This is a genomic window from Nocardia jejuensis NBRC 103114 (assembly GCF_001613145.1).
GTDB classification, from domain to species: domain Bacteria; phylum Actinomycetota; class Actinomycetes; order Mycobacteriales; family Mycobacteriaceae; genus Nocardia; species Nocardia jejuensis.
Genome location: NZ_BDBU01000005.1, coordinates 223,176 through 241,288, shown reverse-complemented (window position 1 = coordinate 241,288; position 18,113 = coordinate 223,176). Strand labels below are relative to the sequence as shown.

The following is an 18,113-nucleotide window of genomic DNA, read 5'->3' as shown; positions in this document are numbered from 1 at the left end:
TTGCTGTCTATGACTCGGGTCCGCCTCCACTGGCCCGCACCCGACCCGAATCGGTGCCGCCGGATCCCGGCTGGGTAGTCGCCGCATCGGAACCCGGACACCGGTGCGCGCGCAGCGGCATCTGCCCGCATCTCGTCCACCCGCACCGGCTGTCCGAATTCGGCTCTGCCGCTTCACTCCCCGTCGCCCAGGGTCCACGCGCACATCCTCCGACGGCCGTTCCCGATCCTGTGTCAGCGGGGTCGAGCGCGAGGCAACTCGGCGACGCGCGCTGGTCGAGGGCGCGTTTCGGCGGTTCTGGCGGTACGCTCCGGTCCTGTGCCGCAGCCAGCAGTCCCAGAGATGTCCGGTGGGTCCTATGTTCGGTGATTCGTCGCGGGGGTTGGCCACGTTGACCGACCGTCCCGATTTCGCCCTGGTGGGCATCCTTCGAGTCCCGACCGTGCAGATGAGTCCGTGGACGTCGCTGGCCCGCCGCCTGGCCATGGCCGTCGTGCTGCTGACGATCGCCACCGGGGTGGTGTACCTCGGCCGCGCCGGGTACCACGACAACGCTCGCGAAGAGATGTCGCTGCTGGACGCGGCCTACTACGCCACGGTGTCGCTCTCCACCACGGGATACGGCGACATCACTCCGGTCACGCCGTCCGCGCGGCTGGTCAATATTCTCGTCGTCACGCCGCTGCGGATCCTCTTCCTCATCGTCCTGGTCGGCACCACCCTGTCGGTGCTGACCGAACGGTCCCGGCAGGCTTTCAAGATTCAGCGATGGAGGCACACCGTGCGCAATCACACCGTGGTCGTCGGCTACGGCACCAAGGGCCGTACCGCGGTCGACGCCATGCTCGGGGACGGTGTGCAGCCCAGCGATATCGTCGTGGTGGACACCGACGCCAACGTCCTCGAGGCCGCCGCCAACGCGGGCCTGGTGACCGTGCAGGGTTCGGCGACGCGTTCGGATGTGTTGCGGCTGGCCGGAGTTCAGCACGCCTCCGCGATCGTGATCGCCCCCAACCGCGACGACACCGCGGTCCTGGTCACCCTCACCGCTCGCGAGATCAACCCCAAGGCGCGAATCTCCGCCGCCGTCCGCGAGGCCGAGAACACGCATCTGCTGCGCCAGTCCGGCGCGGATTCGGTGGTCGTGTCGTCGGAGACCGCGGGCCGCCTGCTCGGCATCGCCACCACCACCCCGACCGTCGTGGAGATGATCGAGGATCTGCTCACCCCCGAGGCGGGTTTCGCCATCGCCGAACGCGAGGTGGAACCGGAGGAAGCGGGCGGATCGCCGCGGCACCTGCGTGACATCGTGCTCGGCGTCGTGCGCAACGGCGTCCTGATCCGGGTCGGCGAGCCCGAGGTGGACGCGCTGGAGACCACGGACAAGGTGCTGTACGTCCGTCGCGTACAGAGCTGATCTAGTCTCGACCTGTGTCTGGATTTCAGCTGAACGCGGTCCCGGTTCTGTCCCGCTCCACCCTCGATCGTGCGGAGGACCTCCGCTCGGACGAGCAGGCTCTGAAAGAGGGCTGGGCGCACGCGAAGCTGCTGCGCATGAACCGCCGTGGTCAGGTGCGCTTCGACGGTGAGACCGTGGTGCTGGACGAGGCGTCAGCGCTATCGGCCGAACCGTCGCCGGACGTGGTCTTCCTGGGGGTGCGTGAGAGCACACACCTGTGGGCGGTGCGCGACAACGAGATCGAGGGGACCCTGCTCGATCTGCGTGCTTTCGGGTCCACCCTGCAACTCGACGAATTCGGCACCGGCCTGCTCTCCACCGCCATCGCCCTGCTGAACTGGCACGACAAGGCCCGCTTCAGCGCCGGAGACGGCACGCCGACCCACGCGACCAATGCCGGCTGGTCCCGCACCAGCGAGGGCGGGCACGAGGAGTTCCCGCGCATCGATCCGGCCGTCATCTGCCTGATCACCGACGGCGCGGACCGGGTTCTGCTCGGCCGGCAGAACTCCTGGCCCAACGGATTGTTCTCGCTGCTCGCCGGTTTCGTCGAGGCCGGGGAATCGCTCGAGCGGTGCGTCGAACGCGAACTGCGCGAAGAGGTCGGCGTCGACGTCACCGACATCCGCTACCTGGGCAGCCAGCCGTGGCCGTTCCCGCGCTCGCTCATGCTGGGCTTCACCGCGGTCGCGGATCCGGAGCAGCCCTTGACCTTCCACGACGGCGAGATCGTCGAAGCGCACTGGTTCTCCCGTGACGAGGTGCGCGCGGCACTGTCGGCGGGGGAGTGGGGCAGCGACCCCGGCGCCCGGCTGCTGCTGCCGGGTTCGATCTCCATCGCCCGCACCATCGTCGAATCCTGGGCTGCCGCAGGCTGACTCGGGTGCAATAGTTCCCTGAAGGCGCGAAAAAGCCGCACACCTGGTCGATCCGGGTGTGCGGCTTCGCTGTCGAACGCTGTTGCTCGTCCCCGCGCGGTGGATTCGGCAGCGGCGCTGTCCGAGGGCGATCCCTGACCGGCGGCCGTGCCGACCGAGCAGTGCGTCTACGAGCGACCGGTGAGGCGAGCTCAGCCGATCGCGGCGAGGGCCTGCTTGACCTGCGCGAGGGTGGGGTTCGTGGCAGTGGAGCCGTCGTGGTACTTGATCGTCGGCACCACATGGTTCCCGTTGTTGACACTGCCGACGAAGTCGGCGGCCTCGGGGTGGTCTTCGATATCGATCACCTCGTAGGTGATACCGGCTTCGTCGAGCTGAGTCTTCAGCCGACGGCAGTATCCACACCAGGTGGTCGAGTACATGGTCAGGTCCGTTGCAGTCACGGATCGTGCAACGTCGACCTCGCGGCTCGTGTTCCCGGAAGTCGGGTCTTGACGACTATTTAGTATGCGCGCATACTAAATACATGAACTTCATCGCTACCGCCACCGCCACCTCGACCGCCGAGCCCGCCGCCTTTTTCGCGCGCTGGGCCGACATGGCCACCTGGCCCGAATGGAATCAGGACACCGAATGGGTGCGCCTGGACGGCCCGTTCGTCCAGGGCGCCACCGGCACGCTCAAGCCCAAGGGGGGTCCCAAGGTCGGTTTCGTCGTGGAGAAACTCACCGACACCGCCTTCGTCGATGTGTCCAAGCTCATCGGCGCGCGACTCGTGTTCGACCACGAGATCACCGCGGCCGACGGCCTCACCACGCTCACCGTCCGCGTCCGGATCGAGGGCCCGCTGCGCTGGTTCTGGACCAAGATCATGGGAGCCGACCTCGCCAAGTCCGTCCAGCCCGATCTGGCCGCGCTGATCGCCGTCGCCGAGGGGGTGCGGTCATGAGGAGGTACTGGCTCGCCGTCGTCTCGCGCGACCATGTCCAGCGCGGCGTCGAACTCGGAATCGCCCAGGTCAATCATGGCAAGCGCGCTCCCGTCGAGCGCATGAGCGCCGGTGACGGCTTCGTGTACTACTCACCCCGCACCGGAATGCGCGAGGGCGAGCCGATCAAGGCGTTCACCGCGCTGGGTTCCATCGACGACCGTCCGGTCTGGCAGGCCGAGGATCAGGGCGGCTGCTTCCGCCCCTGGCGGCGCGCGGTCACCTACGACCCCACCGCCCGGCAGACCCCCATCGACGACCTGCGCGGCGACCTCGACCTGACCAGCACACCCAACTGGGGCATCGTGCTCCGCCGCGGCCTGGTCGAACTCACCGCGCACGATTTCGAGGTCATCTCCCGCGCTATGGTCGGCGAGTGAGGGCGCATGGGCACGGTGGTGATTCCGAGGTCTCCAAGGTCTCCAAGGTCTCCGAGGTCTCCGAGGTTGATGCCGACCCGGCCGAGTCGTCCGGCCCGGGCGGATCGGCCACCGCCGCCGCACTCGCCACCGGTTTCGGCGACGCCGACGAAAGTCCCGGACTCTTGCTCTGGCAGGTGACCAATCGGTGGCAGGCGGCCATCCGGGCCGCCCTCGCCCCCTTCGACCTCACCCACGTGCAATTCGTCCTGCTCGCCTCCCTGACCTGGCTCACCGGCCGCTCGGGCGGCGAGCCGGTGATGCAGCGCGATATCGCCGCACAGGCCGCCACCGATCCGATGATGACCTCCCAGGTGCTGCGCGCGCTCGAGCAGAAGGGCCTGGTCGAGCGCCGCGACCATCCGACGGACCGCCGGGCCAAATCCCTGGTCCCGACCAAAGACGGTGCGGCCCTGGTGAACCGGGCCATCGTCGCCGTCGAGGCCTGCGACCGCGAATTCTTCGCCCCGCTCACGGACGTCACCCGGTTCGGCGCTTCCCTGCGTGCGCTCCGCGACCGCGAAACACCCTGAGTCACAGCGGCTTCCGCGCGGAAGAATCAAGGAGTGCGACAGGCCTCGGACCGCGGGCGTTCCCGGCTGCGGCAGTGCCCCGAATTGCGAAACCTGCTGAGCCGCAATCAGATCACATGCTCGGCCATGCTGGACACGCACTGCGGCGGCTGATCTTCGGGTCGCCCGTCACCGCGTGACTCACGTGCGAATTTCGCGGTCGCCGCCTGAGTTCACGCAGTCTCCGATGCGTCGGCACGGCCGTGCGTGCGCGGAGTCCGGTGCGGCCGAGCGGGGGTGGAGCCGTCGCGGCCTCGCCGCCACGTGCCCGCCGACCAGGATTCCCACAGCAGCGGCCACAGGATCAGCGCGAGGAGAACGCACACCGTCGGCAGCGGCCCGAGATGTGCGGCGAACGCGCCGAGCAGGATCGCGACCAGCGCACAAGGCGCCGGCCAGGCCAGCAGCCACCGCCATCCCGAGCCACTGCGCATCCCTCCGATCGCCGAGACGGCGAAGTACGCGGCTGCCCCGCCGCCGAGCGCCCAGCCGACGCCGGTCGTCAGATGGCCCTCCGCATGCTCGATAGTCAGCCCCAGGCCTGCCGCGATCGTCGCGATGGCCCCGGTCATCCAGCAGTGCCCCAGCATGATGTGCTGCCAGGGGATGTGCGTGGGCGAATCGCTCTCGGACAGCAGCCGCGGCACGAAACCGAACATGAGCGTGAGGGCCCACAGCCCGGCCAGGATCGCGAACGACGCGAATCCCAGCCCCAGCACCCGGACGTTCCAGTCCAGCACGCCCACCGCGCCGATGATCGCGATGATGCCCTCGCCCAGCACGATGATCACGTACAGCCCGAGCCGCTCGCCCAGATGTGCCGGATCGGCATGCACCGCTTTGAATGTGGGCACCCGCGCCGGATCGATCTCGATCTTCTCGCGCATCTTGTTCATCCGCTTGTCGAGTCGCTGTTGCGCGCTCGCGAAATACTCCTCACCGCTGACCGCGAACATCACCCACAGATCCAGCGCCATACCGGCGGCCCACAGCCAGTACCTCCACGGCGCGTCCACCCACAGCGAGGCGATCCACGGCAGCACACCGACGGTGAGCTGCACGGTCGGCCAGTCCACGACGATCCGGCCACGGCCCCACAGCTTTTCGGAACTCAGGCGCACGATGACGTAGACGGCCGCGAACGCGGTGGCGTGCCGCTCCGGTATGCCGGCGACCGCCGCCGCCATCACGCCCAGCCCCAGCATGGCCGCCAGCATCAACGGCACCCGCGCGTGACCACGCGCGGTGTTGCCGTACATGGTGATACTCGCCCACACCATCCAAAATGCCAGGTACAGAACCACATACACGCCGAAGTCGGCCGGTGACGGTCCCTTGTGCAGCAGATGCGTCAGCTGGCCGATGCCCGCGACCGCGACCAGATCGAAGAACAGCTCGATCCAGCTGGCATGCCGCTCGTGCACCGGGTTCGCGCCTGTGGTGCCTGGTTCGGCGGGTGTCTGGTTTGCCACGAGGCACGCTAACCCGAAATCGCCGCGCGGGCACGGAGCCCGCGCGGCGGGAGGACGGCGGCCCGGGGGCGGCGCACGCTGGTGTGGGGTTGTGCCGTGCCGGAGTGTCCGGCGGAGTGTCATCGATTCGGCTGTCCGCACGGACGGCGCGGGGTGCACTGTCGGTCGGCACTGCCATGATGGTGCGCGTGACTGCCGCGACGACTCCGCCGCCCAAGCTCGCGCTCGATGCCCTCGACGCCGAGCAGGCGGCGGCCGTGCGTGCTCCACGCGGTCCGGTGTGTGTGCTGGCCGGGGCGGGAACCGGTAAGACCCGGACCATCACTCATCGGATCGCGCATCTGGTGTCGGCCGGGCATGTGCGGGCCGATCAGGTGCTCGCGGTGACCTTCACCGCGCGGGCCGCGGGGGAGATGCGGGGGCGGCTGCGCGCGCTCGGACTGGGCGGTGAGGCGGGGCAGGTGCAGGCCCGCACCTTCCACGCGGCGGCGCTGCGGCAACTCAAGTACTTCTGGCCGCAGGTCGTCGGGGACGTGCCGTGGCGGCTGATCGATCGCAAGTTCCCGATCGTGGCGCAGGCCGCACGCGGGGCCGGACTGTCCACCGACACCGACGCGCTGCGCGATCTGACCAGCGAAATCGAATGGGCCAAGGGTTCTCTCATCGCACCGGAGGACTATCCGGCCGCGGTGGCGCGCCTGCAACGCGAGGCTCCGTACGACGCGGCGAAGGTCGCGGCGGTGTACTCGAGCTACGAATCGCTCAAGAACACCCCCGAGGGTCTGCTGCTGGATTTCGACGACCTGCTGCTGCACACCGCCGCCGCGCTCGAGGACTACTCGTCCGTGGCGGACGAATTCCGGGGTCGCTACCGCAGTTTCGTGGTCGACGAATACCAGGACGTCACCCCGCTGCAGCAGCGTGTGCTCGACGCCTGGCTCGGCGATCGCGACGATCTGACCGTGGTCGGCGACGCCAACCAGACCATCTACTCCTTCACCGGCGCGAGTCCCACGTTCCTGCTCGACTTCTCCCGTCGCTTCCCCGAAGGCACCGTGGTCCGCCTCGAACGCGACTACCGCTCGACCCCGCAGGTGGTCTCGCTGGCCAACCGGGTGATCGGCGCGGCGCGCGGCCGTATCGCGGGCACCCGGCTGCAACTGGTCGGGCAGCGCGCGGACGGTCCGGAACCGCTGTTCGCCGAATACGACGACGAGCCGGCCGAAGCCGCGGCAACCGCGGCGGCCATCAAGAAGCTGCTCGCGAACGGCGTGCCCGCCGCGGAGATCGCCGTGCTCTACCGCATCAATGCCCAGTCCGAGGCCTACGAGCAGGCGCTCACCGAGGCGGGAATCGCGTATCAGGTGCGCGGCGGTGAAGGCTTCTTCGCGCGGCCCGAGGTGCGTCAGGCCGTGCAGGCGCTGCGGCAGGCCTGCGCCCGCGACGATCTGCCCGACGCCCGCGGCGCGGATCTGGTCAGCCTGGTCCGGGCGGTGCTGGCCAAGCTCGGCCTGACCAACGAGGAACCCGCCGGTGTGCAGGCGCGCGAACGCTGGGCCTCGCTGGTCGCGCTGGTCGCGCTCACCGAGGAACTCACCGGACACGACGCCGAACTCGATTTGACCGCCCTGCTGCGCGAGCTGTCCGCCCGCGCCGAAGCCAGGCACCCACCGACGGTGCAGGGCGTCACGCTGGCCTCGCTGCACGCCGCCAAGGGCCTGGAGTGGGACGCGGTGTTCCTGGTCGGCCTGGCCGACGGCACCATGCCGATCCAGCATGTATTGGGTCCGGACGGAACGGTTTCCAACGAGGCCGCGCTGGAGGAGGAACGCCGCCTGCTCTACGTCGGCGTCACCCGTGCCCGTGAACATCTGCATCTGTCCTGGGCGCTGGCCCGCGCCGAGGGCGGGCGCAAGGTGCGTCGGCGCTCCCGCTTCCTGGTCGGTCTGGTCCCCGAGGATTCCCCGGCCTCGCGCATCGCCAAGCACACCACCGACCGCCGCGGACCCAAGCGCGTGCACCCGACCTGCCGGGTCTGCGGGCGGCCGTTGCTCAACACCCAGGCGACCATGCTCGGGCGTTGCTCGCGCTGTCCCGCCGACATCGACAAAGAGCTGCTCGACGCTCTGCACGACTGGCGCAAGCAGAAGGCCGACGAGCTGTCCCTGCCGCATTTCGTGGTGTTCAGTGACACCACTCTCACCGCCATCGCCGAGCAGCGTCCCGCCGACGATCGAGCCCTGGTGGCTATCCCGGGCATCGGTGCGAAGAAGTTGCAGACCTACGGCGCGGACGTGCTCGCCATAGTCCGTGCCCGCCAACGGGATTGACATGGGCTTCGCGGGAAAGATCGCAACCCCCTAAAACCGCTGGTCAAAAATGGGTTGTGCGGTTTTGTATATCTTCCTAAGGTGGTTCACATGCACCCGGGAGGAATCCCGGTGCGCATCGCACTTATCGGCACGAGCAGCAGGACGGAGGCAGACCAATGAATGGCATCGCGAACATCATCGCAACCGGCGGGACCGGCACCTCGATGACGGCCGACGCTGTCTTCGTCATGTCCGCCTCCCAGCGAGTCCTCGCCATGCAGGGGATTCGTGTGTCCAGCCAGATCAGTGATCTTGGTCTTCAGGGTTTTGCAACCAAAGCCCAAGCGGCCTCGCACATTGTGATCGAGCAGGACAAGCCCGTCGGTGGTTGGCACCCGGCAGTCGCCTATGCGGCTACCGAGGTGTTCGCAGTCGAAACCGGAGACAACCCGGCAGACCTGCGACCGGTCAACCGCCACCGCACCACCCACCCAGCGACCGTGAACACCAGGAGTCGACACCGAAGTCGACACAGGTAAGGGACAACTCCCAGACCTTCTGGCCACGGATCGCGCAAAGCGAAACCGTGGCCATATTTTTTTGGCCTTCAGCCCAATGGCACCGGTTTCGCGTACTACCTACAAACCGCTGCACGAGCTGAAGGAGCACGACGTGTCCACCACGGTTATCGATGACCGCGCGACATGCCGCAATATCGTGGCCCCGACCACCCGCGTTCGCCGGGGGGTCGCCATGTCCCTGCCCTGTCGAGTCGGCAACCCCGATCTGTGGTTCGCCGAGAACCCTGCCCAGTTGGAAGAGGCGAAGGTGCTGTGCGCCAGCTGCCCGATCCGGCAGGGCTGCCTGACCGCCGCGATCGATCGCGCTGAGCCCTGGGGTGTCTGGGGTGGCGAGATCTTCGATCAGGGCATCGTCATCGCCCGCAAGCGCCCCCGTGGCCGCCCGCGCAAGATCGTGGCGGCATGACCGGCCTGATTGCCGGGGGGCCTGAACACATACGACCCGCTTACCTCGTTGGTAGGCGGGTCGTTTGTTGTGTACGACAAGCGTTTTCGCCTTCGTCGCAGGCGGTTTCGGATGCGCGGGTACGTCAGCCGCGCGTGCGATGCGGCCTGCGGCGCACGGCGAGGCCGTCGGCGACGGCGACGACGAGGGTTACCGTGTCGTCGGTGTGCGCCCACCAGCGGTGTCGCACACCGGATTCGCAGTAGTAGGTGTCGCCGGTGGTGAGGGTGGTTTCCGTGTGCGGGTCGGCGACGGTGATCGTGCCGCGCACCACGTAGATCAATTCGTCGTTGTCGTGGGTGAATTCGCGTTCGCCGCGATCGGTGCCGCCGGTGAATTCCAGGGCGCGCAGATCGCGGGAGCCGTGCACCAGGGCGCGGACCGAGCCGTCGCGTTCGGCCTGGCTCAGCCCGGTGTCCTCGCCGGCGCGCACGATCACGGCGGCGGTGCCGGTATCGGCTTCGGCGAGCAGGTCGGTGGCCGTGGTGTCCAGTGCGTCGGCGATGCGCTGCAGTGAGCGCAGGCTGGTGTTGGTGCGGCCGTTCTCCAGCTGACTGAGGAAGGACTGCGACAGCGCCGTCTGCTCGGCCAGCTGCGCGAGGGTCAGTTTCGCGGTGAGTCGCCGATGGTGCACCACATCGCCGAGGCGGTGCCAGCGCGGTCCCTGTGCCGTGTCGTTCTCGGTCCGCACACCCAGCCTCTCGCTCGTCCGGCCCCATTATCGGCGTGGAAGGGGTGAAACCCACCTTTTGCATCACGGTGAACCGAAGTCTTCACCGGTGCCCGATTCTACTGAATATTCAGTACCACTGAATGTTTAGGAGATGTGGTGGAGCAGAACACCCTCAAGCGCCGGGGCACCGGCCTGATCGGCAGCGACCCTGACCTGGTGTCGCCCGGTTACACGCTGTACGCGCCGCTGGCCGGGAACGGCGTGGTCGACCTGGTCGACGAGAAGGGCGAGCGGGTGCATCGCTGGAACCTGCCCTACCGGCCGGGTCGGCACGCGCGAATCCTGGACGAGGGCGTTCTCGCGTACAACGGCGCGACGCTGGAGATCGCGCCGCTGTTCGCCATGTGGCGCAAATACAGCGGCGGCTCGATGGGCAGGTACGACCCGAACGGCGTGCGGCTCAGCGAGTTCCGCGACGACTACCAGCACCACGACGCCCACCACTACGACGACGGACGGATTCTGTACACCGCCGTCGAACCGCTGACCGGCGCCGAGGCGGCCCGGATCCAGGGCGGCGTCCCCGGCACCGAGGCCGATGGCATCGTGTGGTCGGATGTCATCCGCGAGGTCGCGCCCGACGGCACCCCGCTGTGGGAGTGGAAGGCCGCCGAGCGGCTGAACCCCGCCGAATTCGGTCTACAGCCGCACTATTGGCGCGAACACTGGCCGCTGATCAACAGTGTGCACCCCGTCGACGAGCACACCGTGGTGGCCAGCCTCCGCAGCGTCTCCGCGGTGATCACCATCGACCGGCGCACCGGTGCGGCGACCACGCTGTCGGACCGCGCCTCGGTCGCCCAGCAGCACCACGCCACCCCGCTGGGTGACGGCAAGGTCCTGGTGTTCGACAACGGCACCTTCCGCACCGGTGAGTCGGTCACCTACAGCCGAGTCGTCGAAATCGACCTGGCGACAAGCGAAATCACCTGGAAATACCAGGACTCCCCGCGCGAAGCGTTCTTCACCCCCTTCATGGGCGGAGCCCAGCGCCTGCCCAACGGCAACACCCTCATCACCGAGGCGGCGTTCGGCCGCATCTTCGAAGTGACCCGGGAATCCCGGATCGTCTGGGAATACGTGGTGCCGTGGTTCACCGAATACCCGGACCGGGACACCGTCGAGGTGTTCCCCGGCATCTCCAACGCCATCTTCCGCGCCTATCGCTATGGCGCAGAGGATATTCCGTGGTTGACCGCACGATGAGCGATGTCGATGCCTCAGCGGACCGTTCACTCGGTCCCGGCGCGGTCGATGCCGCGGGAGACGAATCAACCGAGGCGGCAGCGCGGTTCGCCGCAGGGGAAAGCGCAACGGCCGGCTCGCTGAGCGGTTCCGCGCGCGACGGGACGGGGAGCCCGGCGGCCTCCCGTGCCGTACCGCATCCGGTCGACGCCGACGCGGCTGTGCATCAGGACGGCGAGAAGCCCTTCGGGTCCGCTGTTACGGCACCGCGATCGGCGGCCGAAGGCGACTCGCTCGATGGTCCGGCCGGTGCTGCCCCACCCGACCGCGCCAGCGGATCCGCGACTGTCACAGGCTTGTCGGGTGCGGCGGCCGAGAAGCGGGCGGTCGACGCGGTGGTGCATCCGGTGGACGAGGTGCCGCCGGTCGGGCGGGCTGTGGCGGGTGCGGTGCAGCATCTGGTGGTGATGGCGGCTACGCCGATCGCGGCGGTGTTGCTGATCAGCCGGAGTCTGCAGTTGGACGACGCGAGCGCGCGGGCGCTGTTGAGTGCGACGCTGCTGTGCTGTGGGATCGGGACGTTGTTCCAGTCGGTGGGCAGGTTCGGGCTCGGGGCTCGGCTGCCGTTCGTGATGCTGCCCGGCGGGGCGGCGGTGGTGCTGTTCATTCAGATTGCGCAGGAGTCGAATCCGGCCACCGCGAGTGGGGCGGTGATCATCACGGCGGTGGTGGGGATCGTGCTGGTTCCCCTCGCGCGGCGGTTCGTGACGCGGCTGCCCGCGGTGGTGATGGCATGCATGATCGTGGTCATCGGCGTGAATCTGGTGAAGGTGGCCGGTGGTCTGATCGTCGGGACCGGCGGTCCCGCGCCCATGTGGGCGGTGGGGCTCGCGGCGGTGACCATCGGCAGCACGGTGGTGCTGCATCGGGTGTTGCCGGTGGGGTGGCGGCGGTTGTCGGTACTGCTGGGCATGGCGGTCGGCGGCGTGGTCGCGGCCGGGATGGGCCGGTTCCACCTGCAACCCGGATCCGCGCTGGTACAGACCCCGGAGCTGTTCCCCTTCGGCACACCGCATTTCGATCTGATAGCGGCGATTCCACTGCTGGTGTTCGGACTCGGCTCGATGGCGGAGGCGACCGGGCAGACGGTGCTCAACGCGGAGGTCGTCGGTAAGCGGATCGACACCGGGGTGACCGTGGGGCGCACTATCCGCGGCGACGCGGTGACCTCACTGCTGTCCGGAATGCTCGGCGGCGCGACCATGGTGACCAGCGGCGAGAACATCGGGCTCATCCGGCTCACCGACGTCCGCAGCCGCTATGTCACGGCGCTGACCGGCGTATTGCTCGCGGTGGCAGCGTTTTTCGCGCCGATCGGCCGTCTGGTGAACTCCCTGCCCGGCCCGGTCGTCGGCGGCACCGCGGCCATCGCGTTCGCCATGATCATCGTGGCCGGACTGGGCATGTTCGATCGCGTGGATCTGACCTCCGACCGAGCGCTGATCACGGCGACGGCCGCGCTGACCGCCGGACTGCTGCCGATCCTGACCCCGGGGCTCTATCAGAGTTTTCCCGCCGACCTGCGACTGCTGCTCGGCAGTGGAGTCACGATGACGGCGGTGGTCGGAGTCGTTGTGTCCCTGTTGTTCCTGACACGGGTGCCGACGTTCCGACCGCCCGAGTCGGGGCCGAAGCCGGGAACGGACCCAGTCGGCCGTCGTCGACCGGTTGGCCACCGCAGCGCGTGAGCGGCCGGGTGCCCGAAGCAGCTGAGCGGATCGGGCGGAGTCTGTGTGATGACAACCGAGCCAGGTCGAAGTGGCCCAGATCGAAGCAGCCCAGATCGACGCAGCCCAGATCGACGCAGCGTGAAAGTCATCGCGAACGAAGGGTGTGACAACAAGAGCCCGGACTGTCGGACAGTCCGGGCTCTTGTTGTCAGAGTGTGGTTTTTCACCGGATTTCGGTGACAGCTCTCAGCTGGCGGTCCGGTACTCCGAGTAACCGGGCACCCAGTCCTGCATGAGCTTCATGAACGGCATTTCCGCGTCGAGCTGAGCGCAGATGCCGATGGAACCGCCCAGCACGCGGAAGATCATCACGTGCTCGGCCGGAAGCTGCAGGGCGCGAGCGGTTTTCATCTCCGGGGCGGAGATGTCGGTGGCCTTGCCCGCCACTCGCTGCATCCAGCGCCGGGTGAAGTGGAAGGTCTCGGTCTTGATCGGGTCGGTGAAGGGGCGCAGGTAGTTCTGCAGTTCCTCGTGGCTCACCTGCTTGCCCGGAATCACCCAGCCATTGGTGTGCATGAGCTCGGTGAGCTCGTCGAAACGCTCCTCGACCGCCAGGGCCACCATCTGGCCCAGAATCGGCGGGAAGCCATTGGGCAGCGGCGCGCACGCACCGTAGTCGATGACCGCCAGGCGGCCGTCCTCGAGCATCATGAAGTTGCCGGGGTGCGGATCCGCGTGCAGCAGGCCCGCGATGGACGGCGAGCTGAAATGGAACTCGCCCATCAGCCCCGCGACCCGATTGCGCAGGTCGACCGTGCCCGCCGGATCCTCGTTACCACGCTGGATGATCTTGGAGACCGGGGTGGCGTTGTCCAGCCACTCGGTGACGATCACCTTCGGGGCGCTGGCCACCACCTTGGGCACCAGGAACCGGGGGTGCTCGGCGAAGGCCTTGGCGAACTGACGCTGATGTCCACCCTCGATGCGATAGTCGAGCTCCTCCTCCGTGCGCTCGCTGATCTCGGCCAGCACCGGCTTCACGTCCGCGCCCGGGATCAGCGCGCCGATCATCCCGGCCATCCGGTTCAGCGTCTTGAGGTCCGAGCGCAGCGCCTCGTCCGCGCCGGGGTACTGCACCTTGACCGCGACCACTCGGCCGTCGGACCAGATCGCCTTGTGCACCTGACCGATGCTCGCCGAGGCGGTGGGCTGGTCGTCGAACTCCTGGAATCGTTGCCGCCAGCCGGTTCCCAGCTGCTGATCCAGCTGCCGGTGCACCGAGGCGGCCGGCATGGGCGGCGCGGCGGCCTGCAGCTTGGTCAGCGCCTCGCGATAGTGCTCGCCGAATTCCTCCGGCACGGCCGCTTCCATGACGGACAGCGCCTGCCCGAACTTCATGGCCCCTCCCTTGAGCTCGCCGAGTACGGCGAAGAGCTGTTCCGCGGCCTTCTGATTGAGGTCCGCGTTGATTTCCTGCTTGTCGCCCCCGGCCAGTTTGCGGCCGAATCCCACGGCCGCCCGCCCCGCGATACCGAGCGGAATCTTGGCCAACTTGGCATTGCGGCTGGAGCGCTTGCTCACAATCTCTGACACGCTCCCATCATGCCGATGTCCCAGACGGTGCGCCATGAAAATCGGGACTTCTTTCAGGTCGCGCATGATAGTGGGATCCATCACAGTCGGTCACTTTCGCTATTTCCGCACGGAATGCAGCCGCATCGCGGGTGAACGGGCCACGGCCGATAATCGATATGCGGCGATTCGAGATCGAGTTCGAGTGTGGTGTTCAACGTCACTGGCGGATTCTCGGCCCGGCCGTGCGCGATGGTCTCGATATCCTTCAGCGCCAGAGCCGCCGTGGCGGCGATTCCGGCGGGGGAGGCGTACCCCGCCCGGCCCAGTAGTTGGGCGCTCAACTGCGGCCACTCCGAGTCCAGATCGCAGCGGTGCAGATCGGCGCAGCGCAGGCAGCTGGACACCCCCGGCAGGACCAGCGGCCCGACCACCCCGTAACCGTCCCGGATCCGCACCTGTAGGTGCGGTACGCCGCGCCGCATCAGATCTGCCACCACCGCGGGTTCGGGCACCAGCGCATCGGCGAGCACCACCAGCCCGGGTGAGGCGGGATCGACGGGTTCGGCTCCCGCGCCACCCCGTTGAGCGAAGTCCTGATCGCGGGACCGGCTGGGCCGCAGGCCTATTCGCTGCACACCCTCGGCCAGTGCGTCCGACAGCGGCCCGCGCCCGTGTACCCGCACCTCCCGCAGCCGGGAGCGCGGCTCGTCGTCGGCGAACAACCCGGCGGCCGCCAATTCGTCCAGCATTCGCTGCGTGTCCTCGGTGCCGAACCCCAATGCCCGTGCCTGCCAAAGTATTTGGGGCGTGGTGTGAAGCCCGTCCAGTAGCCGCAGCAGCGCCGGCGCCGCCTCGACCGGACCGGCCGGACTCAACCGGAGCGTGGTGCCCGAATGCCAGCCGAGCTGGATCTCGCCGTTCGGTCGCAGCAGCACCGTGATTCGAGGGTGCAGCAGCGGTCCGCGTATCCGCGTGAGCGTGGTCATGACAGAAGTCTGCGCGCCGCCGAACCCGAAAAAACCCGGGAAAACGCTCGTCTATCAGCGCTTTCCCGGGTTATCCACAAGTCGGAAAAAGTGGATCCGCGTTATCCACAGACCCGGACCGTCCGCAAATCAGGCGGGGGAGTCGCCCTCACCGGGCTTATCGGCGTCCTTCGGCCCGTCCGCGCCACCTGCGTCGGAACTGTCCTCGGCCGAGTCGGACTTCCCGGACTCGCCCTTGCCGAGGTCGGCCTTGCCGCCGGCCTCCGCCTGCTCCCGCTCGGCACGCTCGCGCGCCTCGGTCTCGGCCAGCTGCGCCAGCGGATCATCGAAAACCGCTGTCCCACCGCCCAGTATGGAGTCGATGAACCCGGCCGGCGAATCCAGATCCCCCGAATCGGGCAGCAGATCCGGGTGCGCCCACACGCCGTCGCGCTTCTCCATGCCCGCGTCGGTGGTCAGTCGCCGCCACAGCGCCGCGGCCTCGCGCACCTTGCGGGGCCGCAGCTCCAGCCCGACCAGCGTCGCGAAGGTCTGCTCGGCCGGACCACCGGTCGCGCGCCGACGCCGAAGTGTCTCGGCCAATGCGCCCGCACCCGGGAGCCGGTCGGTCACCGCGTCGGTCACCACGACCTCGACCCAGCCGTCGATCAGCGCCAGCAGCGTTTCGAGGCGCTCCAGGGCGGCCTTCTGCTCGGGCGTGGTCTGCGGTTCGAAGGTGCCCTGCGAGAGCAGTTCCTCGAGCTTGGACGGATCGGCGGCGAGCGTCATCGGGTCCAGCCCGGCCGCGGCCTGTTCGATCGCCGAGAAGTCCATCTTGATGCCGCGCGCGTAATCCTCGACCGCGCCCAGCACCTGCTGGCGCAGCCACGGGACGTGCGCGAAGAGCCGCTGGTGGGCGGCCTCACGCGCGGCCAGGAACACCAGGATCTCGCTCTCGGGCTGTTCGAGCCCGGCGCTGAATTCGGAGATGGCCGCGGGCAGCAGTGCCGAGGTGCCGTCGGGGCCGAGCGGCAGGCCGATATCGGTCGAGGTCAGCACCTCCTTGGCGAGCTGGCCCAGGGCCTGGCCCAGCTGCGAACCGAAGGCGAGACCGCCCATCTGGCTGAGCATGCCGACCATCGGGCCCGCGAACTGCTGCGCCTCGGCGGGCAGCGCGGAGGTCCACATGCCGGAAACCTGTTCTGCCACCGGATCGCACAGGCGCTTCCACGTGGGGAGCGTCTCCTCGATCCAGTCGTTGGCGGTCCACGCCACGGCCTTGGTCGCGCCGGCGGGCAGCGTGGTGGCAGCGTCCAGCCAGAGTTCGGCAAGGTGCGCGGCATCGGTGACGGCCCGCTGCGTGCCGGCGGCGACCGGCGCCACGCTGGTGCCGAGTTGCTGGCGGGCGAGCCGCTTGGCGATGTCGTAGTTGACCGGACCGCCACCCGATGCGCCCGGCTGTCCCATGGTGCTGAACATCGCCCCCAGCTGGCTCAGCATCTGGCCCAGCTGGGACGGATCGAAGCCGCCCCCGCCGGGTCCGCCGATGCCGAAACCGAACGGGTCGTCGTTTGCACCGGGACCGCCACTCGAACCGTCACCCGAACCGCTGGACTTGTCACCGGGCTTACGCTCCGGGTCGTCGTCGCGGTTGGAGAATCCGAACGGGGAGTCACTCATACCCACCACGGTACTGGAGCGCCGGATACCACGAACCGCCGAGCAGAGCGCGGCATTCACAGTGATCACCAGTACCCTTGGCCGCGTGAACCGTCGGATATTCACCCTGATCGCGGCCCTGATCCCGATTCTCGTGCTCGGCATCGTGGGCAGCGTCGTCACCGTCCCGTTCGTGGCGCTCGGACCCGGGCCGACTTTCAATACCCTGGGCACTGTCGAGGGAAAACAGGTGGTCGAAGTGCGAAACGCGCAGATCGACCCGACCACCGGCAATCTGAATATGACGACGGTCTCCGTTCGCGATCGGCTGAATATCTTCGAGGCATTCGGCCTGTGGGTGGATGGCGATCACGGACTCGTGCCGCGTGCCGAGGTGTATCCGCCCGGGGTTTCGCGTGACGAAATCGACAAATCGAACCAGCAGGATTTCAAGGACTCCGAAGACAATGCGGAATTGGCCGCGCTGCGTTATCTGAAGCTGCCCACCGTGGTCCGCCTGCGCGGCGTGAGCGAGGACGGGCCCGCCAAGGACGTGCTGCGCAAGAACGACGAGTTGGTCAGCGTCGACGGCAAGCCGATCACCTTCGCCAAGGATGTGGTGACCGCGGTGTCCGCGGCCAAGCCCGGCACCGCCCTTCCCGTGGTGTTCCGCCGGGACGGCGTCGAGCAGACCGCGGAGATCACCCTCGGCGCGCGGCCGGACGACGCCGCCAAGGGCTACCTCGGCATCACCCCGGGCGAATACGCCAGCGGTCCCATCCAGGTCGACTTCAACCTGGCCGAAATCGGCGGTCCCTCCGCCGGTCTCATGTTCACCCTGGCGCTGATCGACAAGCTCACTCCCGGCGAGCTCAGCGGCGGCAAGTTCGTGGCGGGTACCGGCACCATCGATCCCGAGGGCAAGGTCGGCCCGATCGGCGGCATCCAATACAAGATGAAGGCCGCCCGCGAGGCCGGTGCGGAGACCTTCCTGGTCCCGGCCGCCAATTGCAACGAGGCCGCGCAGCGCACGCCGGACGGCCTGCGCCTGGTGAAGGTCGAGAACCTCGACGCCGCGGTGCACGCGCTCGACGACATCAACGCGGGCAAGGAAGTTCAGGGCTGCGGCTAGTCCCGCGC

General features: G+C 68.2%; 17 protein-coding genes. 11 read left to right on the top strand and 6 right to left on the bottom strand.

Going from position 1 to position 18,113, the window contains the following annotated elements; translation table 11 throughout:
* Window positions 1–358 precede the first annotated feature (358 nt).
* Together NJ1_RS04575 and nudC are read left to right on the top strand one after the other, a co-directional pair.
* Window positions 359–1,417: a potassium channel family protein gene (locus tag NJ1_RS04575; protein ID WP_067687736.1), complete on the top strand. Its 1,059-nt coding sequence runs from the start codon at window positions 359–361 to the stop codon at window positions 1,415–1,417.
* Window positions 1,418–1,431: 14 nt separating this feature from the next.
* Window positions 1,432–2,337, top strand: a complete 906-nt coding sequence (gene nudC / locus NJ1_RS04570; RefSeq protein ID WP_067687735.1) for an NAD(+) diphosphatase — start codon at window positions 1,432–1,434, stop codon at window positions 2,335–2,337.
* A gap of 191 nt (window positions 2,338–2,528) precedes the next feature.
* Here nudC and NJ1_RS04565 read toward each other — a convergent pair whose 3' ends face one another.
* On the bottom strand, window positions 2,529–2,780 hold the full coding sequence (locus NJ1_RS04565; protein ID WP_084477739.1) for a mycoredoxin: 252 nt from the start codon (window positions 2,778–2,780) through the stop codon (window positions 2,529–2,531).
* 83 nt (window positions 2,781–2,863) lie between these two features.
* Here NJ1_RS04565 and NJ1_RS04560 point away from each other — a divergent pair, with 83 nt between their 5' ends.
* From NJ1_RS04560 to NJ1_RS04550, 3 genes are read left to right on the top strand one after another with little or no spacing between them, the layout of a single operon-like run.
* A complete protein-coding gene (locus NJ1_RS04560; protein ID WP_067687733.1) occupies window positions 2,864–3,286 on the top strand; it encodes an SRPBCC family protein in 423 nt (140 codons plus the stop codon).
* A complete protein-coding gene (locus tag NJ1_RS04555; RefSeq protein ID WP_067687732.1) occupies window positions 3,283–3,705 on the top strand; it encodes an EVE domain-containing protein in 423 nt (140 codons plus the stop codon). Before NJ1_RS04560 ends, NJ1_RS04555 begins: the two co-directional genes overlap by 4 nt.
* Window positions 3,702–4,277 carry a MarR family winged helix-turn-helix transcriptional regulator gene (locus tag NJ1_RS04550; RefSeq protein ID WP_084477738.1) on the top strand — a complete coding sequence of 192 codons (576 nt, stop codon included), beginning with the start codon at window positions 3,702–3,704 and terminating at the stop codon, window positions 4,275–4,277. The genes NJ1_RS04555 and NJ1_RS04550 overlap by 4 nt, the downstream gene beginning before the upstream one ends.
* A 212-nt stretch (window positions 4,278–4,489) precedes the next feature.
* On the opposite strand, the gene NJ1_RS04545 is transcribed toward NJ1_RS04550, so the two are convergent.
* Window positions 4,490–5,788 (bottom strand): low temperature requirement protein A, encoded by a 1,299-nt coding sequence (locus NJ1_RS04545; RefSeq protein ID WP_067687730.1) that lies wholly within the window; start codon window positions 5,786–5,788, stop codon window positions 4,490–4,492.
* Window positions 5,789–5,967: 179 nt separating this feature from the next.
* Between NJ1_RS04545 and NJ1_RS04540 the strand changes: the two genes are divergently transcribed.
* From NJ1_RS04540 to NJ1_RS39960, 3 genes are all read left to right on the top strand, one after another.
* Complete coding sequence (locus NJ1_RS04540) at window positions 5,968–8,118, top strand: ATP-dependent DNA helicase UvrD2 (protein ID WP_157573747.1); 2,151 nt, start codon at window positions 5,968–5,970, stop codon at window positions 8,116–8,118.
* A gap of 158 nt (window positions 8,119–8,276) precedes the next feature.
* Window positions 8,277–8,639, top strand: coding sequence for a hypothetical protein (locus NJ1_RS04535; RefSeq protein WP_067687726.1), 363 nt, complete (start codon window positions 8,277–8,279; stop codon window positions 8,637–8,639).
* Window positions 8,640–8,853: 214 nt separating this feature from the next.
* Window positions 8,854–9,087, top strand: coding sequence for a WhiB family transcriptional regulator (locus NJ1_RS39960; RefSeq protein WP_174557042.1), 234 nt, complete (start codon window positions 8,854–8,856; stop codon window positions 9,085–9,087).
* Between the two features lie 124 nt (window positions 9,088–9,211).
* Here NJ1_RS39960 and NJ1_RS04525 read toward each other — a convergent pair whose 3' ends face one another.
* Complete coding sequence (locus NJ1_RS04525) at window positions 9,212–9,817, bottom strand: helix-turn-helix domain-containing protein (protein WP_067687721.1); 606 nt, start codon at window positions 9,815–9,817, stop codon at window positions 9,212–9,214.
* A gap of 138 nt (window positions 9,818–9,955) precedes the next feature.
* On the opposite strand from NJ1_RS04525, the gene NJ1_RS04520 reads away from it, so the two are divergent.
* Window positions 9,956–11,065 carry an arylsulfotransferase family protein gene (locus NJ1_RS04520; protein ID WP_067687923.1) on the top strand — a complete coding sequence of 370 codons (1,110 nt, stop codon included), beginning with the start codon at window positions 9,956–9,958 and terminating at the stop codon, window positions 11,063–11,065.
* Complete coding sequence (locus tag NJ1_RS04515) at window positions 11,047–12,792, top strand: solute carrier family 23 protein (RefSeq protein ID WP_157573746.1); 1,746 nt, start codon at window positions 11,047–11,049, stop codon at window positions 12,790–12,792. The genes NJ1_RS04520 and NJ1_RS04515 overlap by 19 nt, the downstream gene beginning before the upstream one ends.
* A 228-nt stretch (window positions 12,793–13,020) precedes the next feature.
* Here the strand turns inward: NJ1_RS04515 and NJ1_RS04510 are convergent, their stop codons facing one another.
* The 3 genes from NJ1_RS04510 to NJ1_RS04500 all read right to left on the bottom strand — a co-directional run bounded on the left by NJ1_RS04510 (window position 13,021) and on the right by NJ1_RS04500 (window position 16,994).
* Entirely contained in the window at window positions 13,021–14,403 is a 1,383-nt protein-coding gene (locus NJ1_RS04510) for an ABC1 kinase family protein (protein WP_067687921.1), read from the bottom strand.
* Between the two features lie 44 nt (window positions 14,404–14,447).
* Complete coding sequence (locus tag NJ1_RS04505) at window positions 14,448–15,335, bottom strand: hypothetical protein (RefSeq protein WP_067687717.1); 888 nt, start codon at window positions 15,333–15,335, stop codon at window positions 14,448–14,450.
* A 129-nt stretch (window positions 15,336–15,464) separates the two neighbouring features.
* The gene (locus NJ1_RS04500; protein WP_084477757.1) at window positions 15,465–16,994 is read right to left on the bottom strand and encodes a zinc-dependent metalloprotease; all 1,530 of its coding nucleotides are present in this window, start codon (window positions 16,992–16,994) and stop codon (window positions 15,465–15,467) included.
* A gap of 85 nt (window positions 16,995–17,079) precedes the next feature.
* On the opposite strand from NJ1_RS04500, the gene NJ1_RS04495 reads away from it, so the two are divergent.
* On the top strand, window positions 17,080–18,105 hold the full coding sequence (locus NJ1_RS04495) for a YlbL family protein (RefSeq protein WP_084477737.1): 1,026 nt from the start codon (window positions 17,080–17,082) through the stop codon (window positions 18,103–18,105).
* The last annotated feature ends 8 nt before the right edge of the window (window positions 18,106–18,113 follow it).